Here is a 21,012-nt window from a genome sequence, read left to right as displayed (position 1 = left end):
TTTTAATACAGATAAAATCAATATGCAACCAGCATAATCGCCATAAAAATTAACATAGCGAATTATTAATTACTTATTCGACTAATTAACTTCAATTTATCTGTTTGAAAAACGTCGAATAAAAAAGAAGTGATTTTTTCTAAATGAAGATAGGATAAAAAATTAAATTTACAAATTTTGTGATGTGAATCGGTGAAAAAAGGCCGCAATCTGCGGCCTGGGGCAACTGCTTACAGATAGCGGCACAGATAAGAGGTTGGCTCAGCGACCTGAAGATGGAACTCGCTTTGGCCCGGTACGTTGAACACGCTACCCGCTTCAAACCATTTCCACTCAGTTTCACCCGGCAGCAGCACTTTCAGTGCGCCACTGACCACCGTCATCTCTTCTGGCTGACCTGTACCGAAGGTGTATTCACCTTCTGCCATCACGCCCACGCTTGCGCGCCCAATGGTGACACTATCGAAACCAATGGACTTCACTTTTCCGTCAAAATACTCACTCACGTTGAGCATGTCACTTCCTCACAGCACATTAGGTTGACTGGCAGATTACAAGGGAACTCGCTGATCTGTCACGCGAAATGACAGGTGGGATCGCAAGTTGTGATCCCTGTGGATTAAACGATCAATTCCGCTGCCAGTTTGGCTACCAGGACATTAGACAGCAGGACCGGAATCCCCAGCATCTTCTGCAGAAAATCACGATGCTTCTGGTGATAACCGATGCAATCCAGTATCACCACATCGGCTCCCTGCTCCTGTAGCGACAGGCCGGCTTCAATCATATCCGTCTGCTGCGCCAGATAAGGACTGGCGACGGCGAAACAGGGGGGAGTACCGAGGTTACGCCATTTGCTGGCCTGCTCAGCAATCTGTTCCTCCACCGGCACCACAATCCCAACTTTGTGGCCGTGCACAATCGCCCCCACCAGCGGCGGAATGATGCGATCAGGCTCCAGCAACAACGCTTTTTGCGTCTTCAATGCACCAAACTCTCCGGTGCACAGCAGCAGGATGGTGTTGTAACCCTGCTCCTCCAGTGCGTAGATTTTTTGCTGCAATCCCTGCTCCACCTGACGTGCCGATAAGCGTACCTGCTGTCCGTCCTGCATCCGCGAAACCAGCACTTTTTCACCCATTGCTGGTGTGTAGTGCTGCTCCACTTCCGCCAGGGAGAGGCCGTCGAGTAAACCGGCGTGCGCCACCTGCTCTGCGGGCAGATACGCCTGCAACAATGGCAGAATATCGCTGCGCGGCGACTGACCAATGGTCAGAGTAACCAGAGATGTTTTCATACTTAGGATTTCCGGGAACGCAAATGACTGAGGCTACCATACAAAGATAGCAGCAGAGCGTACTCCTGCGCGTCGTAGAACTGACAAGTCTCGCGACCAAACTCTTTAGCCACTTCCACGGCAAATTTCACCGTGCTGGCGATATCCACTTCGTGGCTGGCACCCGTCCCACAGCCAGGCACCACCGACTCAGCGCAAATAGCCACGCCGACCACCGGCACATCGGTGGCGGTTGAGGGTTGCAGAATGCTGTTAAGGTGATAAACCCCATTGCCATACGGCGTGATATCCTGGGTGGTGATCGGGAAGGTCACTGCCGGACGGCCACTGGTCATTTCCATAATGCGCAGCAGATCTTCCGAGACGCGCAGAATGTAGCCCTCTTTCACCGTCGGTGACAGCGCATAACCTTTGTGATTCAGGATACGGTTGCCTTTAGTGGTATCGATGGAGAGGATCGCGTCCACCCCGGCTACCACTTCGTTATCATTCATGGTGACGTCATCGATCGGTGAATCCATAAAATCCACCGGCTCGTGCGGACGTGTCGGCGCATCCGGACAGATATGGGTGGTAATGATCACGTCACCGGCCAGCACATCGCCTTTGGTTTGCATCTGTGCCAGTTTCAGCGCGCTGCTGATGGCCGCCACGGCACCGTCAGCATCCGACACCATCCCGATACGTGTCGGACGGGCACCAATCCCGCCGAGACGCCCAATAATACCGAGGGTCGGCGCACTGCCTCCCTGGCTTTTACCTTTGGCGCCAGGGATATCGATGCGCACAAAATCGGTACGCCCTTTCGGCCCGCTGACACGTTTGGTACTGGCGCTGACGCCGGGATAGGCGGCAAACAGATCAACCACCTGCTGACCATCCACAAAGGCACTATCGAGTAACTCAAAGACCTGCAATGTCTGCTGTAAACTCATGTTGGATTCCCTGGTTATTTCTTACTGCTACTGGCAAAAAGTGAATGGAAGAAGCTGTAGAGCGCATCACCGGCGATAAAGCCTGCCGCCATCACCTCCATCGGTGAACGACCGCGCTCGCCCCACACGCGCAGGATCAGAATGCGTAACGCAATCCCCACCAACACCGCCCAGCCAGCGGCGGCATTGTTAATCAGCAGGCCGGTGGCCAGCAGCACACCGAGCTGACGTTTCGGTCCACCAATCAGCTGAATGATCGCGCCGGGAATGGCCCAAATCAGCAAATTACCCGCGATGCCCGGCTCCGCACCGGCCTGAATGGTTTTGGCGTAAACCCGGGCAACCGGCGGCAACAGGTTTTCCGCAAAGAACAGCGTATGGGCATACCACACCACCGGAATGGCGATCACAAAGGCGATCATCGCCGCAATCAGCTGAATGCGACGGCCCCACAACTCCTGCTGCACATCCGCACCATTACCGCGCAGGATAAAACCGGCTTTCAGGTCATAACCCATGTCCGCAAAGGCCGGGCCAGTTGCGGCGGTAAAGCCACACAGCAGACACAGCGCCAGCGGCGGGAAGCCGAGCAAAATACCGAGGATCAGGGTAATCAGCGCCACCGCAAAAGCCGGGAACCAGCCGGAATGCATCGCAGCGATACCAACGATCAACTCATGAACAAAAGCAGCAAAGGCAGCATAAACAATAAATAGCACCAGCATCGGCAGGCCCATCTGGCTCCACAAACCACCTGCCAGCGCCAGCAGCGTGGAAATGACGATATAGCCGACGGTGCCGAAACCGAGCGAGCGTTTCACTTCGCTATCGCTGCGGCTGACGTTAAGCGCATCATTACGGCGGCTGCGAATCACCTGCACCACCTGAATCAGAGCCACCACACCGGCACCGACCATCACCCCGTGCGGAATATACAGCGCATTAATATCGATACCCGCCACCGGCTGAGAATAAGCACGCAACAGGAAGCCCACACCAAGCATGGTCAGCGCCCAGATATTGCCGATAAACGCCGTGCCAAATGCCGACATTGGAATCTTCAGCATCGAACCCACAATCCCGCCGACAATGCCCACCACCAGCAGCCACGCCTGGCGGCCCCCTTTGTCACCGGCTTTGATCGCTTCCGCAGCGGCCACCCCCGGCGGCCAGGCATTGCTGGCCGGGAATACGCGGGTATCGAACAGGCGATACAGCAAATAAGCATCCAGCAACATCGCCGCACTGACCCCGACAAACAGCGGTAGCACCAGCTGTGGTTCGCCCAGCGCCCAGGGTACCGCAATCGGCATCAGCAGGCTGTTGGCGGCACCGAAGGTGGCGGATGAGATAGCGGTTTGCGCCAGGTTCTGCACCTCCACCGAACGGTAGCTTTGATACCATTGCAGCGGAATACGCGCCAGCAGCATGGCAAACAGCGCGCCGATAATGGAAGTATTGGGAGTGACTCCGATGGTAGTAATTAATTGTACGCCAATGATCGCGCCCGCAATGGACAACAACACCAGCATTAAACCGACTCCGACACTTTTTATTGGATTATGGTGACGCATGGTATTCCCCGTATTTTCACCCTGGCGAAAACGTTATTACGCACCGCCCGTCACGCGGGACAGCGGCGTTTTAGTTAAATATCGTTCCCTGATGATTGAAATAAGCAGGCCCGGAGGCCTGTTATTTCCCTGGTGTGGCGCGAAGTATTACGCCGTTAAATCATGCGCCATATTTTTCGGCCATCAGGGCCGCAGTGGCGCGTAATTCATTGAGCAGCGCTTCCGGATAGCCGGGCGCGGCTTCTTGTGAAAGAAATGACAGGCAGAGTGCGACACTTTCGCCGCGGTGTTTGTTGGTGACGGCAACCGCCATCGAGCTGATACCTGGCAGCGTTTCATTACGCGCCAGCGCCCAGCCTTGCTGGCGGATGGTCGCCAGTTCAGCGCACAGCGCATCAGGATCGAGCGGTGAATTCAGTGAGGCTGCATGCCACTCATGGGCAAAACGCTCGCGCACCACGTCATCGCTGCTTTGTGCCAGCAGCACACGCCCGGTGGAGGTGCCCGCCGCAGGCATACGGGTACCTGGCGGGGTGATCAACTGGGTAAACAGGCGTCCGTGGTACATACGCATCACGATGATGTCGTTCCCGTCCAGCACCGAGATGTAGCCCATGCAGCCGGTGCTGGCCGCCAGGCGTGCCATAGCAGCAGAGGCGCTATCCACCAGCGGAGTTGAAAGATAATGTCCCGCCACCGACAGCAACACGCGGCCAATATGGAAACAACGGCTATCGGGATCGCGCTCCAGCAATCCCTGGCTTTCCATCGTCGCCAGTAAACGGGAAACGGTACTTTTCGGCAGATCCAGCGCCTCAACCACTTCGGTAAAGGTGAGACCAGGATGCCCCTGCGTCACGCCAAAGCGCTGAAATAATTTAAGTACGGCGGCAGCATTTTCGAGTGTGGTCATGCAGGTAGTTTCACTATTTGGAACTAAGTTCCTGAATCAATACCCCGAAAGTAAAACGTCAGGTTTTTGTGGTCAAGCGCAAATTTTGTACCGGTCAAATCAGGGGAGAAATTAAGGCAGCATAAAATGAGGAGTAAAGTTAAAACTCAATGATTTTATCAGGCAGAATAAATTGAACGCAGAAAAGGCGGTAACTTTGTGGCAGGTTTGCAGTTATTTCGCGTAAATAGAAAATGACCCTGAGCGGCACAAACTAATAACCGGCATCCCTGCCAGCCGATATTACTCTTTTTCCACATCTTCGTAGCGAAGTTTAGCATCCTGCGCTTCAGCAGCAGTTTTATGTTCGCTGATGAGCGAATCAGGACGTGGATGATCGGCGCGTAATTCGTACCAGGTCACAGTGTTGCCCGGTGTGCCTTTTTCAACAGCGACGATGCGAGCATGTCGCGGATAAGGTGGTCTTGATGGCATACATCTCCCTCCTGGGTATGTCAGTTATCCAAACGGACAGCAGCAATCCCCTGCCCGTCCTTAAGTATAGACAAGCGGGGAGGGTCGCAATTTAAACCGGGAGAAGTCTGAGGAGGTTAGCTGGCGCGGGCCAGTGACAGCGAGCGGAGAATCTCTTCAACCACCAATTCCGGTGACTGCATCGCATTCACTTCATGATGGGCCGATTGATGGTACAAATGCGCACGCTGGCGCAGGATATCGCCCATCTCTTCCGCAATCGGGCGACCGGTCAGTGTCGGACGTTGATCCGCTTCGGGCTGCCGCTCCAGACGATCTGCCAGTACGCTGGAAGGGGCATTTAACCAAATGACCTGGCCATGTTCGCGCATAAAACGACGGTTCACTTCCGCCAGCACCATGCCGCCGCCGGTGGCAATGATGGTGCAGGGTGCGGTGACTGCCTGCAGTGACTCGGTTTCGCGTGCACGGAAGCTGTCCCAGCCCTCAGCCGTCACGATTTCGGCGACACTGCGCTGGGTGGTGGTTTGCAGGTGATGGTCGGTATCGCGGAAGGCGTAGCCGAGGGCCTGCGACAGCGCCTGGCCAATGGTGGTTTTACCGCAACCGCGTGCGCCGATCAGATAGATGGGTAATGACATTCTGGCTCATCCTCCGCCGTGTTTTGCCGCACGGGCATTGTCATCAGGTCAATATTGCGTCGCATGATACCTGGATTTCATTTCATCAGCCACCGGCGAAGCACGATTTACGCGTATCTTGCCCATACAATCTCACATGCGTATGATTTACATAGAAAAAATCATGCAATTTTTGTGCATCGACAAAAATGTAAGTCTGGGCAACATTTGCTTACCAGCGCATTGATTTACTTTCTGTCATCTCGCCCGCATATAGTGGGGTAACTCGCAAACGGAGGTTTACCATGCAGAGCGAAGAACAACAGTTAATTGAAAGCCTGTTCAGCCGTCTGAAACAGGCTGAGAGCCAGAGCGGCCCGCGTGATATCGGCGCCGAGCAGTTAATCAAACAGCATTTGCTGTCACAGCCCGGTGCGCCTTATTACATGGCACAGGCCATCCTGATTCAGGAAGCGGCGATGAAAAAGCTCAATGCCCAAGTGGGTGAGCTGGAAAATCGTCTGGCGCAGGCACAGCAGCAACAGCAGGCTCCGCAGCAAAGCAGCGGCGGATTCCTTTCCAGCCTGTTTGGTGGTGGCGCATCGCGCCCTGCTGCACAGCCTCAGCAGCAGCCGGTGTGGAACAGCGCCCCGGCACAGCAGCAGCAACCACCTCAGCAGCCGCAATACGCCAGCGCGCCACCCGCACGCGGCACCGGTTTTCTCGGTGGCGCGTTGCAGACCGCCGTCGGTGTGGCCGGTGGTGTGGTGATGGCGGACATGCTAACCAGCATGTTCCACCATTCGCAGCCGGAAGAGATTGTGAACATCATCAATGAACCCGCGCTGCCGCAGGTTGATGACAATCTTGATAGCTTTAATGGCGTCAACGATAGCAACAATGCGTTCCTGAATGACAATAACAACGGCTGGGATAACAGCTTCGCCGATAACAACGATTTCAGCGATTTCGGCGGCAGCGACTTCAACGACGACGATGACAATTTTGTCTAACGCCGTTGACGTAACCACTTATCCAGTTCGTTAGCAAACTGCTGGCGGTCGCGTGGGCTTAGTGCCGACGGGCCGCCACTTTGAATGCCACTGGCGCGCATGGTTTCCATAAAGTCGCGCATGGTTAACCGCTGGCGAATCGTGTCCGGCGAATAACGTTCACCACGCGGATTTAGCGCCGCCGCTCCCTTCTCCAGCACTTCCGCCGCCAGCGGAATATCACCGGTAATCACCAGCTCACCCGGCTGTACGCGTTTGACGATTTCGTTATCGGCCACATCAAAACCCGCTGCCACCTGCAACGTTTTCAACCAGGGTGAAGGCGGCACGCGCAGTGGCTGGTTAGCCACAAAGGTGACCTGGGTTTGGGTACGCTCGGCGGCGCGATAGAGCACTTCTTTGATGACATTGGGACAGGCATCGGCATCAACCCAAATCGACATATTTGATCCTTTCTCTCGGTGAATGCAGGTGATCTTCCCGTTCTGCGCCAGAATGGCAAATTTAATTTGATCGGAACGTTGCAACCCCTGCCCAGCGACGTAAGCTAGCCGATACAGAAAATCGAACCATCTAAAGGATCAAGCGATGCTGGAGAAGAAAATCGGGTTTATTGGTGCCGGTAATATGGCGAAAGCGATCATCAGCGGCCTGGTGAATAGCGGACAAATCGCCCCGGCCAACATCTGGGTTTTTGACCGCAAACCCGCCACCAATCAGGCGCTGGCGCAGCAGTATGGCGTCACGGCAGCCGAGAGCGCCGAAAGCCTGGCACGTGAAGTCGATATCCTTTTTGGCGCAGTGAAACCGAATGTGATTCTCAAAGTGCTGAAGGATCTGGCCAGCCAGCTGAAAAAAGAGGCGCTGGTGGTGTCGATCGCCGCTGGCGTAACGCTGGATTCGCTGGCTGCCGTGCTGGGTCACGATCGTAAAATCATCCGCGTGATGCCGAATACGCCGTCACTGGTGAATGAGGGCATGACCTCAGTCACGCCGAATGTGCTGGTTGAGCAGCATGAAACCGACGAAGTGGTGGCGATTTTCGAGAGTTTCGGTAAAGCCGCCGTGGTGAGTGAATACCTGATTCACGCGGTTGTTGGCGTAAGTGGCTCTGCCCCGGCCTACGTGTTTATGTTTATTGAAGCGATGGCGGATGCGGCGGTACTCGGCGGTATGCCGCGTGCCCAGGCCTATCAGTTTGCCGCGCAGGCGGTGAAAGGCTCTGCACAGATGGTGCTGGAAACCGGGAAACATCCTGGCGAGCTGAAAGACATGGTGTGCTCTCCCGGCGGCACCACCATCGAAGCAGTCAAGGTGCTGGAAGAAAAAGGCTTCCGGGCAGCGGTGATCGAAGCGATGCAGCAATGTATGAAAAAATCGGATGCGTTGAGTAAATCGTAACCCATTGTAGCGGCGCGATTTATCGCGCAATAAATTGCGCCGCTGCACAGGCAGGTAATGATATTCGCTACCCCTGATAATCCTCAAACAGCGCGATGCCCTGCGCCACGGTCATCGGCTGCTGCATATGTTCCACCAGTGCCGCCGTCAGGGTATACATGCCAGCTGAACACACCGCCGCCAGCCTGCCCTGCTGACCATAAAAAGCGATAAAACGTTTCTCCGGCAGCGAACCCAGCAAGTGGAACTCATCCCACTCCGTGGCGTGTCCCAGATACTCGTAACGCGTGCCGTAATGCGCCGTCCAGAAAAATGGCACCCGGTCATAGAGCTCACGCTGGCCCAGCATATTCAACGCGGCAATCCGTCCCTGCTGGTGCGCCACCCGATAGTGCTCAATCCGCAGCGGTCCCTGTTGCGTGGGATAACTGGCAATGTCCCCTGCCGCCCAGATATTTTTTGCCACCTGAAGCTGACTATCGGTGGTCAGGCTGCCGTCGCTCTGCATCGCCAGATCATGAACAAAGCCGGTTACCGGTTTAATACCGGTGGCAAACAGCACCAGGCTGGCCGTCAGACTTTTGCCATTTTTCAACATCACCGCCTCGACTTTGCCATTGCCGACCAGCGCCTGCGGCTCTCCCACGATCATCTTCACGCCGTTGCTGGTATGCAGATCGCGGAAATGCTGGCCAATTTCCTCACCGAACTGTTTCGCAAATGGCAGCGGGTGACGAGCCAGCACCGTGACGTCAATATCGCGATTGCGTAACGCCCCCGCCAGCTCCATACCAATAAAGCTATTACCGATGATGACGATTTGATGGGTTTCATCGACATCATCCAGCAGTGAGCTGGCCTGATTAAGCGAACGCAGCAAATGCACGCCGGGAAGATCGTGTCCTGGAATCGCCAGCGGTTGTGGCGTGCCGCCACTGGCGATCAGTAACTGATCAAAATGTAATTTGTTGCCATCGGCAAAGATTAACAGCTGCTCCGCGCTATTCAGTTCCACCACATTGGCCTGAATACGCTCCACATGGCTCAGCACATCCGACTTCAGCAAACGCGGCACATCTTCAATCGCCATTTTCCCGGAAGGAACAAATTTACTTAACGCGGTGCGATCGTAAGGGGCTTCCGCTTCACGCTCGACTAACACCAGATGCCCTTTAAAGCCCTCATGGCGCAGCGTCCATAAGGCCGCGCTCCCTGCGGCACCGGATCCCAGCACCACGCAGACCGGCGTTTCCCGTTCAACAGCAGGCAGTGACGCGGCAGACATGGGTTTGGTATCAACCCAGACCTTGCCCTGTTCAATGCGTACCGGGTAGTTTTTCAAGTCAGCCAGCGCCAGCGGTTCATGCATCCTGCCATCTTCGATGCCAAATACCGCTTTATGCCAGGGGCATACCAGCTCGCCGCCACAAACCGCCCCCTGTTCCAGCGGCGCTCCGGCATGCGGGCATTTCGCCTGAAGCGCATGGACACGTTCACCTTCACGGATGAGTAAAATATCCTTCTCACCCACGGAGAATTTAGTGGGTTTATGCTGCCTGAGTGCTTTCAGTTCAACGACAGATTGATAGCTCACGTTGTGCCTCCCTACGCTGTAGTTAGATGTGATGCAATAAATCCATACAAACAGTAAGTGTGGCAAAGTCTGATGATTTGGCAGGGCGAGGAAAACAATGTGGGGAATAACAGCCTGTTTATTCACCATTTTGCAGATGAAAGAAAATGTAATTAAGGGAAGACCCGCGACAGAAACAGATTAATAAAAGCGGGTGCGTGGAAGGGATAAAAAATTAGCGGCCCGCAGGCCGCTATCAGGAGATCAACTTTTTTTCAGGCAGGAACTCATGAAGGTTTTACGTGCATCACCGCTGAGTTTTTTATCACCCGCTTCGGTGTTACAGGTTTTCATCTTCATTTGTTGTGGCGTCATATTGCCCATCTTGCTGTCTTTTTTCAGGCAGTCACTCATAAAGCTTTTACGCGCGTCACCTTTCAGGTTTTGTGAAGACGCGTGTTGATTACACATGGTCATTTTTTCCTGCTGTGCGGTCTTCTCTGCCGCACCCGCGCTGCCTGCGATCAGCAGACCCGCAGCCATCATTGCCATAAGAAACGATTTCATTGCACCTTCTCCATAAAGTTATTGCCTGATAAGTCTGGCATGAGATAAGCAAAGCAGAAATAAATATAATGAAAACGCCTGTGGCGATCACAGGCGTTGCGGAAATCAGATGCGGGGATGGTTTAACAGTTTTTCCACGTAATTACGCAGCAGAATGGCATCCGATGAGGCTTCATGATGCGCAACGGGTGACATCGCAACGTTAATACCCGAAGTGATGTCTTTTAATTGCTCCGGTTCCAGTTTGCGTAACAGGGCCGTGACCACAATTTCCAGCGCCTCAACCTGGACCACTAACTCTTTAGACTCTTCTTCTTTTTCAGCCAGCTTAAGCAGGAGTTCCGCAATCAGATTTTTCATGCGACCAACTCAATTAGTTGAGGGAAATGTTGACGTTAGCATTGAGCAGAATAAAAAAACAGGGATTTTTGTGGGATCCAGATAACACAGTTAAAAATGGCGGGAAAGAAAACTCAGCGCAGGATTTTATTATTAAGCGGCGAAACGTTTCTCTCAGAAATAATGTTCTCGTGAAACGTTTCGCACGCAAAAAGCAGTCATTAACGCAAGACGTTAATCACTTATGGACCCATAAATCCACGGCCCGGACCGCCGCCATGGCCGCCCCAGCCACCACCACCGCCACCCCAACCACCTCCGCCACCCGGCGGCGGGAAAATACAACCGCTCAGCGCGGTCACCAATGCCACTACGGCGGCGAGTTTAACAATACGGACCATAATTACCTCAGGATGGAGAAATCGGGCTGAGTGTATGAGCCGCCGTCATGCCCGACAACACAGAATTCTCCGTAAGCTGGCGCTATTCATCTCTGCTCACCATGCTTAACAATTTACTGGCACTAAGCCAGGAGAAAACCGACAAAGACGTAATGAACGCGATAAAAAATCCGCTCCGGCAAGGCGTCATGGCGCTTTACAGCTGGGGGAATTTCACGCAATGTGAGCGCATTACAATTAATGAGATCCCAACATGACATCTTTATCTGTTTCCCTCAGTGATATTCTGGCGCGACGCGACTGGGAAAATCCGGTCGTCACCAGTCTGAACCGGCTTGACGCCCATCCACCCTTTGCCAGCTGGCGTGATGAACAGGCCGCGCGTGATGATCGCCCCTCCCCTTCACGTCAGAGTCTGAATGGCCAGTGGGCATTCAGCTATTTCGCTCAGCCGGAAGCGGTACCACAAAGCTGGCTATTGCAGGATCTGTCCGACGCGGACAACATCCCCGTCCCGGCAAACTGGCAGCTACAGGGCTACGACGCACCGATTTATACCAATGTGCAATACCCGATTCCGGTCAATCCCCCTTTCGTTCCTGCCAGCAATCCCACCGGATGTTACTCGCTCACATTTAATGTCGATGATGCCTGGCTGCAACAGGGCCAGACACGCATTATTTTCGATGGCGTCAATTCGGCGTTCTTTCTCTGGTGCAATGGTCAGTGGATCGGTTATTCGCAGGATAGCCGTTTACCCGCCGAATTCGACCTGAGCCGTACCTTGCGCACTGGCAATAACCGCCTGGCGGTGATGGTGTTGCGCTGGAGCGACGGCAGCTATCTCGAAGACCAGGATATGTGGCGCATGAGCGGTATTTTCCGCGATGTCACCCTGTTGCATAAACCGGCGACACAGCTGGCGGATGTGCAGATCGAGACTGCACTCAGTCCGGAATATAGTCGCGGCGATTTGCGCGTGAACGTGAAGATCCACAGCCCGACACGCCCGCTGCCAGGCTGTCGGTTACGCCTGCGCCTGTGGCAGGGCACCACCCTGATTGGCGAACATGAACAGGCACCGGGCAGCACCATTATTGACGAGCGCGGCCACTACCCGGAGCAGTCCTTGCTGGTGCTGCCCGTCAGCCAGCCGCTGCTGTGGAGTGCTGAAACCCCGCATCTGTATCGCGCGGTGGTATCGTTGCTGGATGAGCAAGGCGTACTGCTGGAATCCGAGGCTTATGATGTCGGTTTCCGACGCGTCGCGATTGAGAACGGTCTGCTGTGTCTGAATGGTCAGCCGCTGCTGATTCGCGGCGTCAATCGCCATGAGCACCACCCGGAAAACGGTCAGGTGGTGGATGAAGCCAGTATGCGGCGCGACATCGAACTGATGAAACGCCACAACTTCAACGCGGTGCGCTGCGCCCATTATCCCAATCATCCATTGTGGTATCGCCTGTGCGATGAATACGGCTTGTACGTGGTGGATGAAGCCAATATCGAAACGCACGGTATGCAGCCGATGAATCGCCTCTCCAGCGATCCGCGCTGGTTTGCCGCTTACAGCGAACGTGTTACGCGCATGGTGCAGCGCGACCGAAATCATCCCTGCATCATTATCTGGTCGCTGGGCAATGAATCCGGCCACGGCAGCACGCATGATGCCTTGTATCAATGGGTGAAAAGCAGCGATCCCACCCGTCCGGTGCAATATGAAGGCGGCGGAGCCAACACCGCCGCCACCGATATTATTTGTCCGATGTATGCACGCGTCGATCAGGATCAACCCTTCCCGGCGGTGCCGAAATGGTCGCTGAAAAAATGGATCGGTTTGCCTGGCGAAACGCGCCCGCTGATCCTGTGCGAATACGCCCACGCGATGGGCAACAGCTTTGGCGGCTTTGCCAAATACTGGCAGGCATTTCGCCAGCACCCGCGTTTGCAGGGCGGTTTCGTCTGGGATTGGGTCGATCAAAGCCTGACGCGCTACGACGAGCAAGGACAGCCGTGGCAGGCCTACGGTGGCGATTTTGGTGACACTCCTAATGATCGTCAGTTCTGTATGAACGGGCTGGTGTTTGCCGACCGCTCTCCGCACCCGGCGTTATTCGAAGCGCAGCGCGCCCAGCAGTTTTTCCAGTTCACCCCGGATACTCAGGATCCCTGGCGCTTTACCGTCAGCAGCGATTACCTGTTTCGCCACAGCGATAACGAGGTGCTGCGCTGGTCGATTGAGCAGGAAGGAGAATCGATAGCCCATGGCGAACTGGCACTGGCGATCGCACCGCGCGGCAGCCAGTCATTCAGCCTGCCGCCGGTGGAAAATTTACAGGGCAATTGCTGGCTCAATCTGGCAGTGCATCAGGTGCAGCCGACCACCTGGTCGGAAGCTGATGCGCGCGTTGCCTGGCAGCAGTGGCCACTGCCCGCCACCCTCCCTGCGCGCACGCTGGCGAACCACGAACCGGCTCCGGTTATCGAATCGAATCACGATCTGATTGCCGTCTGCCTGCCGAACCAGCGCTGGCATTTTTCCCGCCGCAGCGGTGAGCTGGTGCAATGGTTTGTTAACGATGAAGAGACGCTGCTGACTCCGTTGCAGGATTGTTTTATCCGCGCGCCCATTGATAACGATATTGGCACCAGCGAGGCCGCCAATATTGATCCTAACGCCTGGATCGAACGCTGGAAACGCGCCGGTTACGAGCAACTGGAGCCACAGCTGGTCGAACTGGAGCTGGATAGCCTGAGGCACAGCGTGTTGATCGACACGCTGCATCAGTGGCTGTTTGCCGGACAAGTGGTTTTTACCAGCCGTAAGCGCTATCAAATTCGCGGTACGGGTGAACTGACTATCGACATCGAGGTGGAACAGGCTGCCGGGCTGCCGCCCCCGGCGCGTATCGGTTTACGCTGCCAGCTGGCGCACACGCCACAGCAGGTTAGCTGGCTGGGGCTGGGACCCGATGAAAACTATCCCGATCGCCAGCTGGCGGCGCAGTTCTCCCGCTGGCAATTGCCGCTGGACGCGATGCGCACCGATTACGTCTTTCCGGGCGAGAATGGCCTGCGGGGGGGTACTCGTCAGCTGGATAGTGGCAGTTGGCAGGTGAGCGGTGATTTTGCCTTTTCACTCAGCCCGCACAGCCTGGAGCAGCTGCGTGACACCTCACATCGCCACCTGCTGCAACCGGAAGCGGGTTGCTGGCTGCATCTCGATGGCTTCCATATGGGAGTCGGCGGCGATGATTCCTGGAGTCCGAGCGTTAGCCCGGAGTTCCTGCTTACTCAGCAGCGCTGGCACTTCGCTCTGACGCTGCGTCAGTAGTTTTCTCTGCCGATTCACGCTGGCTCACCGGTTGAGTCAGCGTGGTTTTCGGGCGGCGATAGAAACGACGCAGCAACAGCACGTTAAGCAGCACCACCATCGCGGTCGCAAAGAATACCCAGCGATAGCCAGTCGCCGCCGAAACGGCCGCGCCCAGCAGGGGTCCCGCCACATTACCCAGATACATAAACGACTGGTTATAACCGAAGATGCGTCCGGTGACATTATCGCGGGAATGACGTACCAGCAGCGTTTGCACTGCGGGCATCATCGCGCCATCGGCAAAGCCCAGCAGAAAACGCAGCACGCCAAGCTGGGTGGCGCTGGTCACAAACGACATGGCGGTGAGCAACACCAGCGAGGTGATCATGGTGGCGATCAGAATGCGCTGGGTGCCGATGCGGTCGCCGAGTTTGCCAAGCCGTGGCGCAGAGATCAGCGCTGAAATGCCCGGCAGCGCCGCGATAAAGCCGCTGAGGAAAGCAATGTTTTGCGCGTTCGGTGCCAGTTCACGTACGAACAACGTCAGGATCGGGTTCACCGATCCGTTGCACATCTGAATCACCATGGTGGTGACGAACAGGCAGACCATCAGACGCGGATTATCCAGACTGCGAAACACTTCGCGTCCGCTCATCTTGTCCTGCTTGCTGATCGGGGTATAACCGGTTTCTTTAATCAGAAATAGCGTGACCAGAAAACTGATCAACAACAGCGCGGCGGTGACGATAAACACCAGGCGCAGACCAAGCCAGTCAGCCAGCAGGCCGCCAATCATCGGCCCCAGGATCACGCCGCCAATCTGCCCGGTTGCCACACTGCTCAGCGCCCAGCCGCTGCGTTCGCGCGGCACCTGTGCCGCCACCAGCGCCATCGCGTTAGGAATATAACCGGAAGTCAGCCCCATCAGGGCGCGCAACAGTAGCAATTGCCAGGAGTGGGTGACAAAGGCCTGCAACAGGATCACCACTCCCATGCCAAAAGAAGCACGCAGCAGCATCAGCTTGCGCCCTTTACGGTCCGCAAGGCTGCCCCACAGCGGTGCTACCGCAGCGGAAACCACGAAAGTGATACTAAAGGTGAGCCCCGACCACAGGCTGAGCGCATTATCTCCGCGTATCCCAAGATGTTCGATATACAACGGCAGAAACGGGATGATCTGGCTGATCGCCAGTCCGGTAAAAAAACAACCAAACCATACCGAGATCAGGTTGATTTTCCAGGGTTCAACGGAGCGTAACATGAGAAAGCACATCAAAAATGAAATGAAGGTTCAGTTTAACAATCAGCTGACATTACTGGACGGCAAAACATGGCATCAGGATAAAAACGCAGTTTTCCGCTGTGCAGCTTACGTCTGCGCACAGCAAATATTACGCAGGCGGCAATTCACAGCGGCTTAATGTGTAAAAACATTGCGGGGATGATTTTCACGCATCGCCAATAGCTCAAAACGTGAAAAAATATTTCTGACGGTTACTGACAATTTTTGACGTCGCAACTATGTTTAAAAAATCACCAGCGACCGCTGGTGGGGCGCTACCCGTTCTGGTCAGCGTGCATGCTTAAACCACTATCTCCCCGCGCTTGCCTGTTCCGGGCGGCGGGCATCGTTGTCTCTGCGGAGGTCAGCTATGAGAACGCATCCCAACAGCGCCAGTCGGGCGATTACCGATTATTTTAACAGTCCTGCATGGCATGCACCGCACGAGACAGATCTGCTGGCTGCCATTATGCGTGAGTTGATGGATGATGGTCAGCCCGCGACCAGCAAAGCGGTGATCGCCAGAGTGATTGCCAAGCTGGAATTTGAGGGTGATGAGCAACGCCTGCAAAGTTATCGCAATCTGCTGGCACAACTGCTGGAAGCACGACCCCATGAGTAAAATCGTAATCCCGCACATTCTGTAGCGGCGCGATTTATCGCGCGGGTTTTAAGATGCTTAACTGGTTCAAATAAGCGCGATAAATCGCGCCGCTACAACTAGTGCGATCCTGGGTTGCGGCATAAATCCCCACATCAGCTTTTGACGGGTAAAAAAAATTCCCGCCGAAGCGGGAAGAAACAAGACGAGCATTGCATATTCGAGAGTGACGAGGAAATCTCCTAAATGCGTTGCTATCCTCGCCTGAGGCTGTGACAGCCCGATGACAATGCCATGTCGGTTTGATGTTACCCGCAATAGACCTTGCTGATTTTGCCGCTCTGGTCAGCCATAAAGTTAAGCCGACGCAGATTGAAGTCCATGGTGACAGCCGAATTCCACGGAATGGCGCGCACTGGCACGTCAAAGCGTTGGTCATGCAGCACCGATAAGGGCTGGCCGATGGTGTTTTGATACTGCGATGCGCCACACATATCGTTTTCCGCATCCTGGGTGGTCCCCGCTGCGGTGTCAGGTTTGGTCGCCGACTGGCAGGCGGTCAGGGCAAAAAATCCCAGCGCCAGTAGCGCTTTTCCATAATATTTCACGTTTTCTCCTCCTGGATTTTCAGACAAACGGATGCCCGAGAGTCACCCAGCGTGCCCGTGATGCGCAAAGATTTCCAGCAGAAAAACCTCGTGAAATGGCGATTCCCTCCGCATTTTTTCGGATTAATCACACAATTCGCCCATTATCTCAGCAGGTATTGCGTAAAATGACCTAAGATTTATCTGAGGTGATAATTATGGAACTCGCAATCTTTATCGTTGTGGCAATTTTGATGACCTGCGTGGCCGTCAAAGTTCGTTAAACATCCTGTTTTTCCAGAAGCGCACTGAACGCCGCCAGCGGCATCGGTCGCCCAAGAAAGTAGCCCTGGCCCTCTTCGCACGACAATACTTTCAACTCGTTCAACTGCGCTTCTGTTTCAATTCCTTCGGCTGTGATGGTCAGCGCGAATGCCCGTGCCAGTGCCACAATCCCCGCCACCACCGACTGCGCCTGCTGTGACTCGGGAAACTCCTTCATCCATGAACGATCAATTTTCAGGCCGTTAAACGGGAACGCTTTCAGGTAACCCAACGCGGCATAGCCAGTGCCGAAGTCATCCACGGTGAGACGCACGCCTAATGCCCGCAGCCCCTGCATGATCTCCAGTGCCCGGTCCGGATTTTCAAAGGTAATATTTTCGGTGATTTCCAGCTCCAGGCGGGTTGCCGGCAGTCCACTGGCAGCCAGCGCATGAGCCACACGTTGCACCAGATCGCTGGTGCGAAACTCAACCGGTGAGATATTGACCGACACATAACGTTGCTCGCCCCACGCACAGGCATCGGTGCACGCACGCATCAGCACCCAATCGCTGATGGCGGTAATCAAGCCATTCTCTTCCGCGAGGGGAATAAAGCGATCTGGTGTGATCCACTTGTCCGCCGCAACCTGCCAGCGAATCAAGGCTTCAGCCCCTGCCAGCTGACCACTTTGCAGTTGATAGCGCGGTTGATAATGCAGGCTGAATGCCTCATTACTAAGGGCGGCTTCTATCGCCTGTACCATTTCGCGTTTTGATTGCAAATGGCTCGCCATCTCATTGGAATACCATACCCATTGATTGCGTCCGGCGGCCCGCGCCTGTCCCAGCGCGATATCTGCCAGACGCAACAGCGCCTCCGGCTGGCTGGCATCCTGCGGCGCACAGACGATCCCCATACTGGCGCTGAGGTTCAGCTGATGTGTACCACTCAACACCGGCTGATGCACCGCACGTTGCAGGGCACGGCAGCGGTACTCAACGCCCGCGCGCGAGGCCTCACGCATCACCAGAATAAATCCGTCACCGCCCAGTCGGGCAGCCAGCTCATGCGCCCCCATCAGGCTACGCAGGCGTTGGGAAATCTGGTTCAGCACCGCATCACCCACCGTGTGGCCCCAGGTATCGTTGATCGGCTTGAACTGATCGAGATCGAGGCTGATCACGATTAAGGGATCGTCATCGGTGGCCTGATCGAGATGCGCAGTCAGGTACTCCTGCAACTGCATACGGTTTGCCAGCCCGGTGAGAATGTCATGCCGTGACAGGAACTGGATGCGTGCCTGTGCATCGACTTCATAGGTAATGTCCGAGACGGTACCGCGAAAACCGGCACGTAATCCGTTACGACGAATGGTTTTCGCCATCAACTGCCCGATACGGCGATCTCCCGCCGCAGACATAAACTGGCAACGCAGCGGCACGCGCTGTACGTCCTCACCCTGCCGCATCAGCCAGGCCACCAGCGAGTGGCTGGGATGGCTGAGCAAATGGTCAAGATGTCGCCCCAGCCAACGTTTCACATCATGGCCGGTCACTTCGCTAAAACGTGAAGACAGATAGCACAGGCGTCCCTGATCGTCGGTTTCCCAAATCCAGTCGGAGGCGGCTTCGGCCAAATCGCGAAAGCGCTCCTCGCTGTCGGCCAGCTCACGCTGACTGATCACCAGCATTTCAAAACGTCGATCGGAAAGCACCGCGTTATATAACGCATGGCGGCTCACCCGCCGTGTCACCAGTGCAATGGTCAGCGCCGTCAACAGCAACAGAGGTAGCAGCAGCCAAATCAAACCCATCCCCGGATTTTTAGGCTGCCAGCGAATCACCAGCGACGGCTCACCACCGGGGACCGGCTCCGTCAACCGCGGTTCGCTGCTCGCATCCCTGACGTTAGCAGGCGCATGCGGGTTAAGTACGTCAATCGTTTTACCCATCTCCTGCAACCTGGCGGGGGTAAAAATATTGACGAAAACCAGCACCGAAGGCGGACCAGGAGGCAGTGGCACACTGGCGACTTTACCCGGTAAAATAGGCGCAGCGACCACGATGGCAGGTTGTTTATTGACCTGCACATTGCGCGCGATCGCATCATGCGTGAGTTTACCGGCGGTCGCCAGCAGGGGGGCGGCTTGCGCACCAAGCCAGTCTTCCAGCGTGGTGTCCACCAACTCGCCATTGATCAGCGCATAGCGCGTCTGGCCCGCACCATCAACCACAAACACGCCCTGGTAGTGATACTCCTTATATAATCCCGGCCCGACGTTCTCTTCATCGAACGCCCAGACTTTATCCACCTGTTGATGCAGATGCTTATAAGCGTCATCCCAGAAGGCGTAATCCCGCACATCAACCAGCATCTCCTGCTGACGCGCCTGCCACGCCTGGCGCAGCATCATCTCGTCATGCCCGACCGATGCGCTATTCTGGCGATGGGCAATCACCAGCACCATCAGCATCGAGAGTATCAGGACACCAAACAGCAACACGGTCAGCGTGCGCAGGCTACGCCGCGTCACGCGCACCGTGTGTGCTTCCATGTTGTCCCTGGCAGACAACAACGTATCCCGGTGGAACTCAGAATTCATGCGTAATGCTCGCGAAAAACAGACAGCGGAAAAAGGTGGCAGGCTGCTTGTCAATCGCGCAGCGACGCCTGTAATGGTTTTTTCGGTTATCGGCGTGACACGCGGCAGATTTAGCCCAATGGCAGAATAATTGAGCAACAGAAAACTGCTCGCCGCCACCTCGACAGCGATCACCGCCGTTGCTACTATGCGTTTTCCTCTGCTCGCTGAGTCGCCTATGGACACCCAATCCGACAAAGTTACGTTGACGCTGTTTTACGTTGGCAGCTTTGTGGTTTATTACCTCGTCACCATGCTGATTACGCTGTTTCCTAACTACGGGGTGCTGCGGAATGATGGTTTGCTGGTGCCGGTGTTGTGTCTGTTCGAATTTGCGGTGATCTATCCCCTGTATCGCTTCTATTGTCAGCGTCGTAATGACATTCCGCTGGGCTACCTGCGTCCCGGCCAGACACTGATGTTTATTGGTGCGTTGTTTATTCTGATGGCAGCACAAACCCAGTTCCTGCAACCGGAAGGCTGGCTGGTGGCGCAAACCCAGCAGGGACGCAATTCGATGCTGATCCTGTTGCTGACAGCAGTTTTGCTGGCACCGGTATTTGAAGAAGTGTTGTTTCGGGGATTTTTGCTACAGGGTTTCCTGCTGTGGGCGCCGAAAAGCCGCTTCGCCTGTATGCTGCTGACGTCGCTGCTGTTCGCCGTGATGCACACGCAATACGTGCACTGGGAAACCATCGTGGCGCTGACGCTGTTCTCACTGCTGTTGTGCTACGCGCGCCTGCGCAGTAACAGCCTGGCGCTGCCGGTGTTCCTGCACACGCTGAATAACCTTATCGCTATTCTGCCGGTCTGGTATTACGCATAAAAACAGCGCGATAACTCGCGCCGCGACCGTTACGCTTTTTCCGCTTCGAAATGGCTTTTGAATTGTTCGTAGATTGAAATCATATTCGAGGCATCGCCGTGCAGCGGGCTGAGTTTCCCGGCACGCACCAGCTCAATCACCAGTTGCAGAGCGGCTTGTTTCGGGCTGCTGTCAGGATGGGCAATTTCAGTAGACATCTTATACTCACTTCTCATTTTTCCAGGGCCGCACAGTTTAGCTCAGATTGCGCTGCTGTTAAGCCCTGGCGCAGTTATAATACCGAAATTCGGGTAAAAAAAGCCGCTCAGGCTGATAAGCGGCTCCCGTTTCGTTTGGCTATACTGGATCGTAAAAAAGGAACAAACAGTCACACTTTCCGTACCAG

At 55.1% G+C, this 21,012-nt stretch carries 22 protein-coding genes; 6 read left to right on the top strand and 16 right to left on the bottom strand.

The window, feature by feature from the left end:
* Positions 1-230: 230 nt before the first annotated feature.
* From ppnP to aroL, 7 genes are all read right to left on the bottom strand, one after another.
* Positions 231-515 carry a pyrimidine/purine nucleoside phosphorylase gene (gene ppnP, locus HA50_RS04460; protein ID WP_084873048.1) on the bottom strand — a complete coding sequence of 95 codons (285 nt, stop codon included), beginning with the start codon at positions 513-515 and terminating at the stop codon, positions 231-233.
* 104 nt (positions 516-619) lie between these two features.
* Positions 620-1,297, bottom strand: a complete 678-nt coding sequence (locus HA50_RS04455) for an AroM family protein (RefSeq protein WP_084873045.1) — start codon at positions 1,295-1,297, stop codon at positions 620-622.
* 2 nt (positions 1,298-1,299) lie between these two features.
* Complete coding sequence (locus HA50_RS04450) at positions 1,300-2,232, bottom strand: DUF1177 domain-containing protein (protein ID WP_084873043.1); 933 nt, start codon at positions 2,230-2,232, stop codon at positions 1,300-1,302.
* 14 nt (positions 2,233-2,246) lie between these two features.
* Positions 2,247-3,806: an OPT/YSL family transporter gene (locus HA50_RS04445; RefSeq protein WP_084873041.1), complete on the bottom strand. Its 1,560-nt coding sequence runs from the start codon at positions 3,804-3,806 to the stop codon at positions 2,247-2,249.
* A gap of 160 nt (positions 3,807-3,966) precedes the next feature.
* On the bottom strand, positions 3,967-4,719 hold the full coding sequence (locus HA50_RS04440) for an IclR family transcriptional regulator (protein WP_084873039.1): 753 nt from the start codon (positions 4,717-4,719) through the stop codon (positions 3,967-3,969).
* Between the two features lie 282 nt (positions 4,720-5,001).
* Entirely contained in the window at positions 5,002-5,193 is a 192-nt protein-coding gene (locus tag HA50_RS04435) for a YaiA family protein (RefSeq protein ID WP_084873037.1), read from the bottom strand.
* 116 nt (positions 5,194-5,309) lie between these two features.
* Positions 5,310-5,834: a shikimate kinase AroL gene (aroL, locus tag HA50_RS04430; protein WP_084873034.1), complete on the bottom strand. Its 525-nt coding sequence runs from the start codon at positions 5,832-5,834 to the stop codon at positions 5,310-5,312.
* A 284-nt stretch (positions 5,835-6,118) separates the two neighbouring features.
* Here aroL and HA50_RS04425 point away from each other — a divergent pair, with 284 nt between their 5' ends.
* Positions 6,119-6,826 carry a DUF2076 domain-containing protein gene (locus HA50_RS04425; protein WP_084873032.1) on the top strand — a complete coding sequence of 236 codons (708 nt, stop codon included), beginning with the start codon at positions 6,119-6,121 and terminating at the stop codon, positions 6,824-6,826.
* Here the strand turns inward: HA50_RS04425 and HA50_RS04420 are convergent.
* Complete coding sequence (locus tag HA50_RS04420) at positions 6,823-7,269, bottom strand: YaiI/YqxD family protein (protein ID WP_084873030.1); 447 nt, start codon at positions 7,267-7,269, stop codon at positions 6,823-6,825. The two genes, HA50_RS04425 and HA50_RS04420, sit on opposite strands and share 4 nt — an antisense overlap.
* Positions 7,270-7,414: 145 nt before the next feature.
* Here HA50_RS04420 and proC point away from each other — a divergent pair, with 145 nt between their 5' ends.
* Complete coding sequence (gene proC, locus HA50_RS04415) at positions 7,415-8,227, top strand: pyrroline-5-carboxylate reductase (RefSeq protein WP_084873027.1); 813 nt, start codon at positions 7,415-7,417, stop codon at positions 8,225-8,227.
* A gap of 67 nt (positions 8,228-8,294) precedes the next feature.
* On the opposite strand, the gene HA50_RS04410 is transcribed toward proC, so the two are convergent.
* The 4 genes from HA50_RS04410 to HA50_RS31510 all read right to left on the bottom strand — a co-directional run bounded on the left by HA50_RS04410 (position 8,295) and on the right by HA50_RS31510 (position 11,107).
* Positions 8,295-9,821 carry an FAD-dependent oxidoreductase gene (locus HA50_RS04410; RefSeq protein WP_084873025.1) on the bottom strand — a complete coding sequence of 509 codons (1,527 nt, stop codon included), beginning with the start codon at positions 9,819-9,821 and terminating at the stop codon, positions 8,295-8,297.
* 243 nt (positions 9,822-10,064) lie between these two features.
* Positions 10,065-10,367 (bottom strand): PsiF family protein, encoded by a 303-nt coding sequence (locus HA50_RS04405; RefSeq protein ID WP_084873023.1) that lies wholly within the window; start codon positions 10,365-10,367, stop codon positions 10,065-10,067.
* 105 nt (positions 10,368-10,472) lie between these two features.
* Complete coding sequence (gene iraP, locus HA50_RS04400; protein ID WP_084873020.1) at positions 10,473-10,727, bottom strand: anti-adapter protein IraP; 255 nt, start codon at positions 10,725-10,727, stop codon at positions 10,473-10,475.
* Between the two features lie 221 nt (positions 10,728-10,948).
* Positions 10,949-11,107: a hypothetical protein gene (locus tag HA50_RS31510; protein ID WP_167379235.1), complete on the bottom strand. Its 159-nt coding sequence runs from the start codon at positions 11,105-11,107 to the stop codon at positions 10,949-10,951.
* A gap of 47 nt (positions 11,108-11,154) precedes the next feature.
* Here HA50_RS31510 and HA50_RS31375 point away from each other — a divergent pair, with 47 nt between their 5' ends.
* Both HA50_RS31375 and HA50_RS04390 read left to right on the top strand, forming a co-directional pair.
* Positions 11,155-11,364, top strand: a complete 210-nt coding sequence (locus HA50_RS31375; protein ID WP_084873019.1) for a hypothetical protein — start codon at positions 11,155-11,157, stop codon at positions 11,362-11,364.
* Positions 11,361-14,441: a beta-galactosidase gene (locus HA50_RS04390; RefSeq protein ID WP_084873017.1), complete on the top strand. Its 3,081-nt coding sequence runs from the start codon at positions 11,361-11,363 to the stop codon at positions 14,439-14,441. The genes HA50_RS31375 and HA50_RS04390 overlap by 4 nt, the downstream gene beginning before the upstream one ends.
* On the opposite strand, the gene HA50_RS04385 is transcribed toward HA50_RS04390, so the two are convergent.
* Complete coding sequence (locus HA50_RS04385; protein ID WP_084873015.1) at positions 14,398-15,684, bottom strand: multidrug efflux MFS transporter; 1,287 nt, start codon at positions 15,682-15,684, stop codon at positions 14,398-14,400. The two genes, HA50_RS04390 and HA50_RS04385, sit on opposite strands and share 44 nt — an antisense overlap.
* Before the next feature lie 391 nt (positions 15,685-16,075).
* Here HA50_RS04385 and HA50_RS04380 point away from each other — a divergent pair, with 391 nt between their 5' ends.
* Complete coding sequence (locus HA50_RS04380; RefSeq protein ID WP_084873013.1) at positions 16,076-16,327, top strand: biofilm development regulator YmgB/AriR family protein; 252 nt, start codon at positions 16,076-16,078, stop codon at positions 16,325-16,327.
* A 287-nt stretch (positions 16,328-16,614) separates the two neighbouring features.
* Here HA50_RS04380 and HA50_RS04370 read toward each other — a convergent pair whose 3' ends face one another.
* Together HA50_RS04370 and HA50_RS04365 are read right to left on the bottom strand one after the other, a co-directional pair.
* The gene (locus tag HA50_RS04370) at positions 16,615-16,914 is read right to left on the bottom strand and encodes an I78 family peptidase inhibitor (RefSeq protein ID WP_084873009.1); all 300 of its coding nucleotides are present in this window, start codon (positions 16,912-16,914) and stop codon (positions 16,615-16,617) included.
* Positions 16,915-17,173: 259 nt separating this feature from the next.
* Positions 17,174-19,714: a bifunctional diguanylate cyclase/phosphodiesterase gene (locus HA50_RS04365; protein WP_244193559.1), complete on the bottom strand. Its 2,541-nt coding sequence runs from the start codon at positions 19,712-19,714 to the stop codon at positions 17,174-17,176.
* Positions 19,715-19,979: 265 nt separating this feature from the next.
* On the opposite strand from HA50_RS04365, the gene HA50_RS04360 reads away from it, so the two are divergent.
* Positions 19,980-20,627 carry a CPBP family intramembrane glutamic endopeptidase gene (locus HA50_RS04360; RefSeq protein WP_084873007.1) on the top strand — a complete coding sequence of 216 codons (648 nt, stop codon included), beginning with the start codon at positions 19,980-19,982 and terminating at the stop codon, positions 20,625-20,627.
* A gap of 29 nt (positions 20,628-20,656) precedes the next feature.
* On the opposite strand, the gene HA50_RS31505 is transcribed toward HA50_RS04360, so the two are convergent.
* Positions 20,657-20,824: a hypothetical protein gene (locus HA50_RS31505; protein ID WP_167379234.1), complete on the bottom strand. Its 168-nt coding sequence runs from the start codon at positions 20,822-20,824 to the stop codon at positions 20,657-20,659.
* Positions 20,825-21,012: the final 188 nt, after the last annotated feature.

This window comes from Pantoea cypripedii (assembly GCF_002095535.1).
GTDB classification, from domain to species: Bacteria; Pseudomonadota; Gammaproteobacteria; order Enterobacterales; family Enterobacteriaceae; genus Pantoea; species Pantoea cypripedii.
Note: the sequence above shows the minus strand (reverse complement) of the source record. Positions and strands in the feature narration are given on the sequence as shown.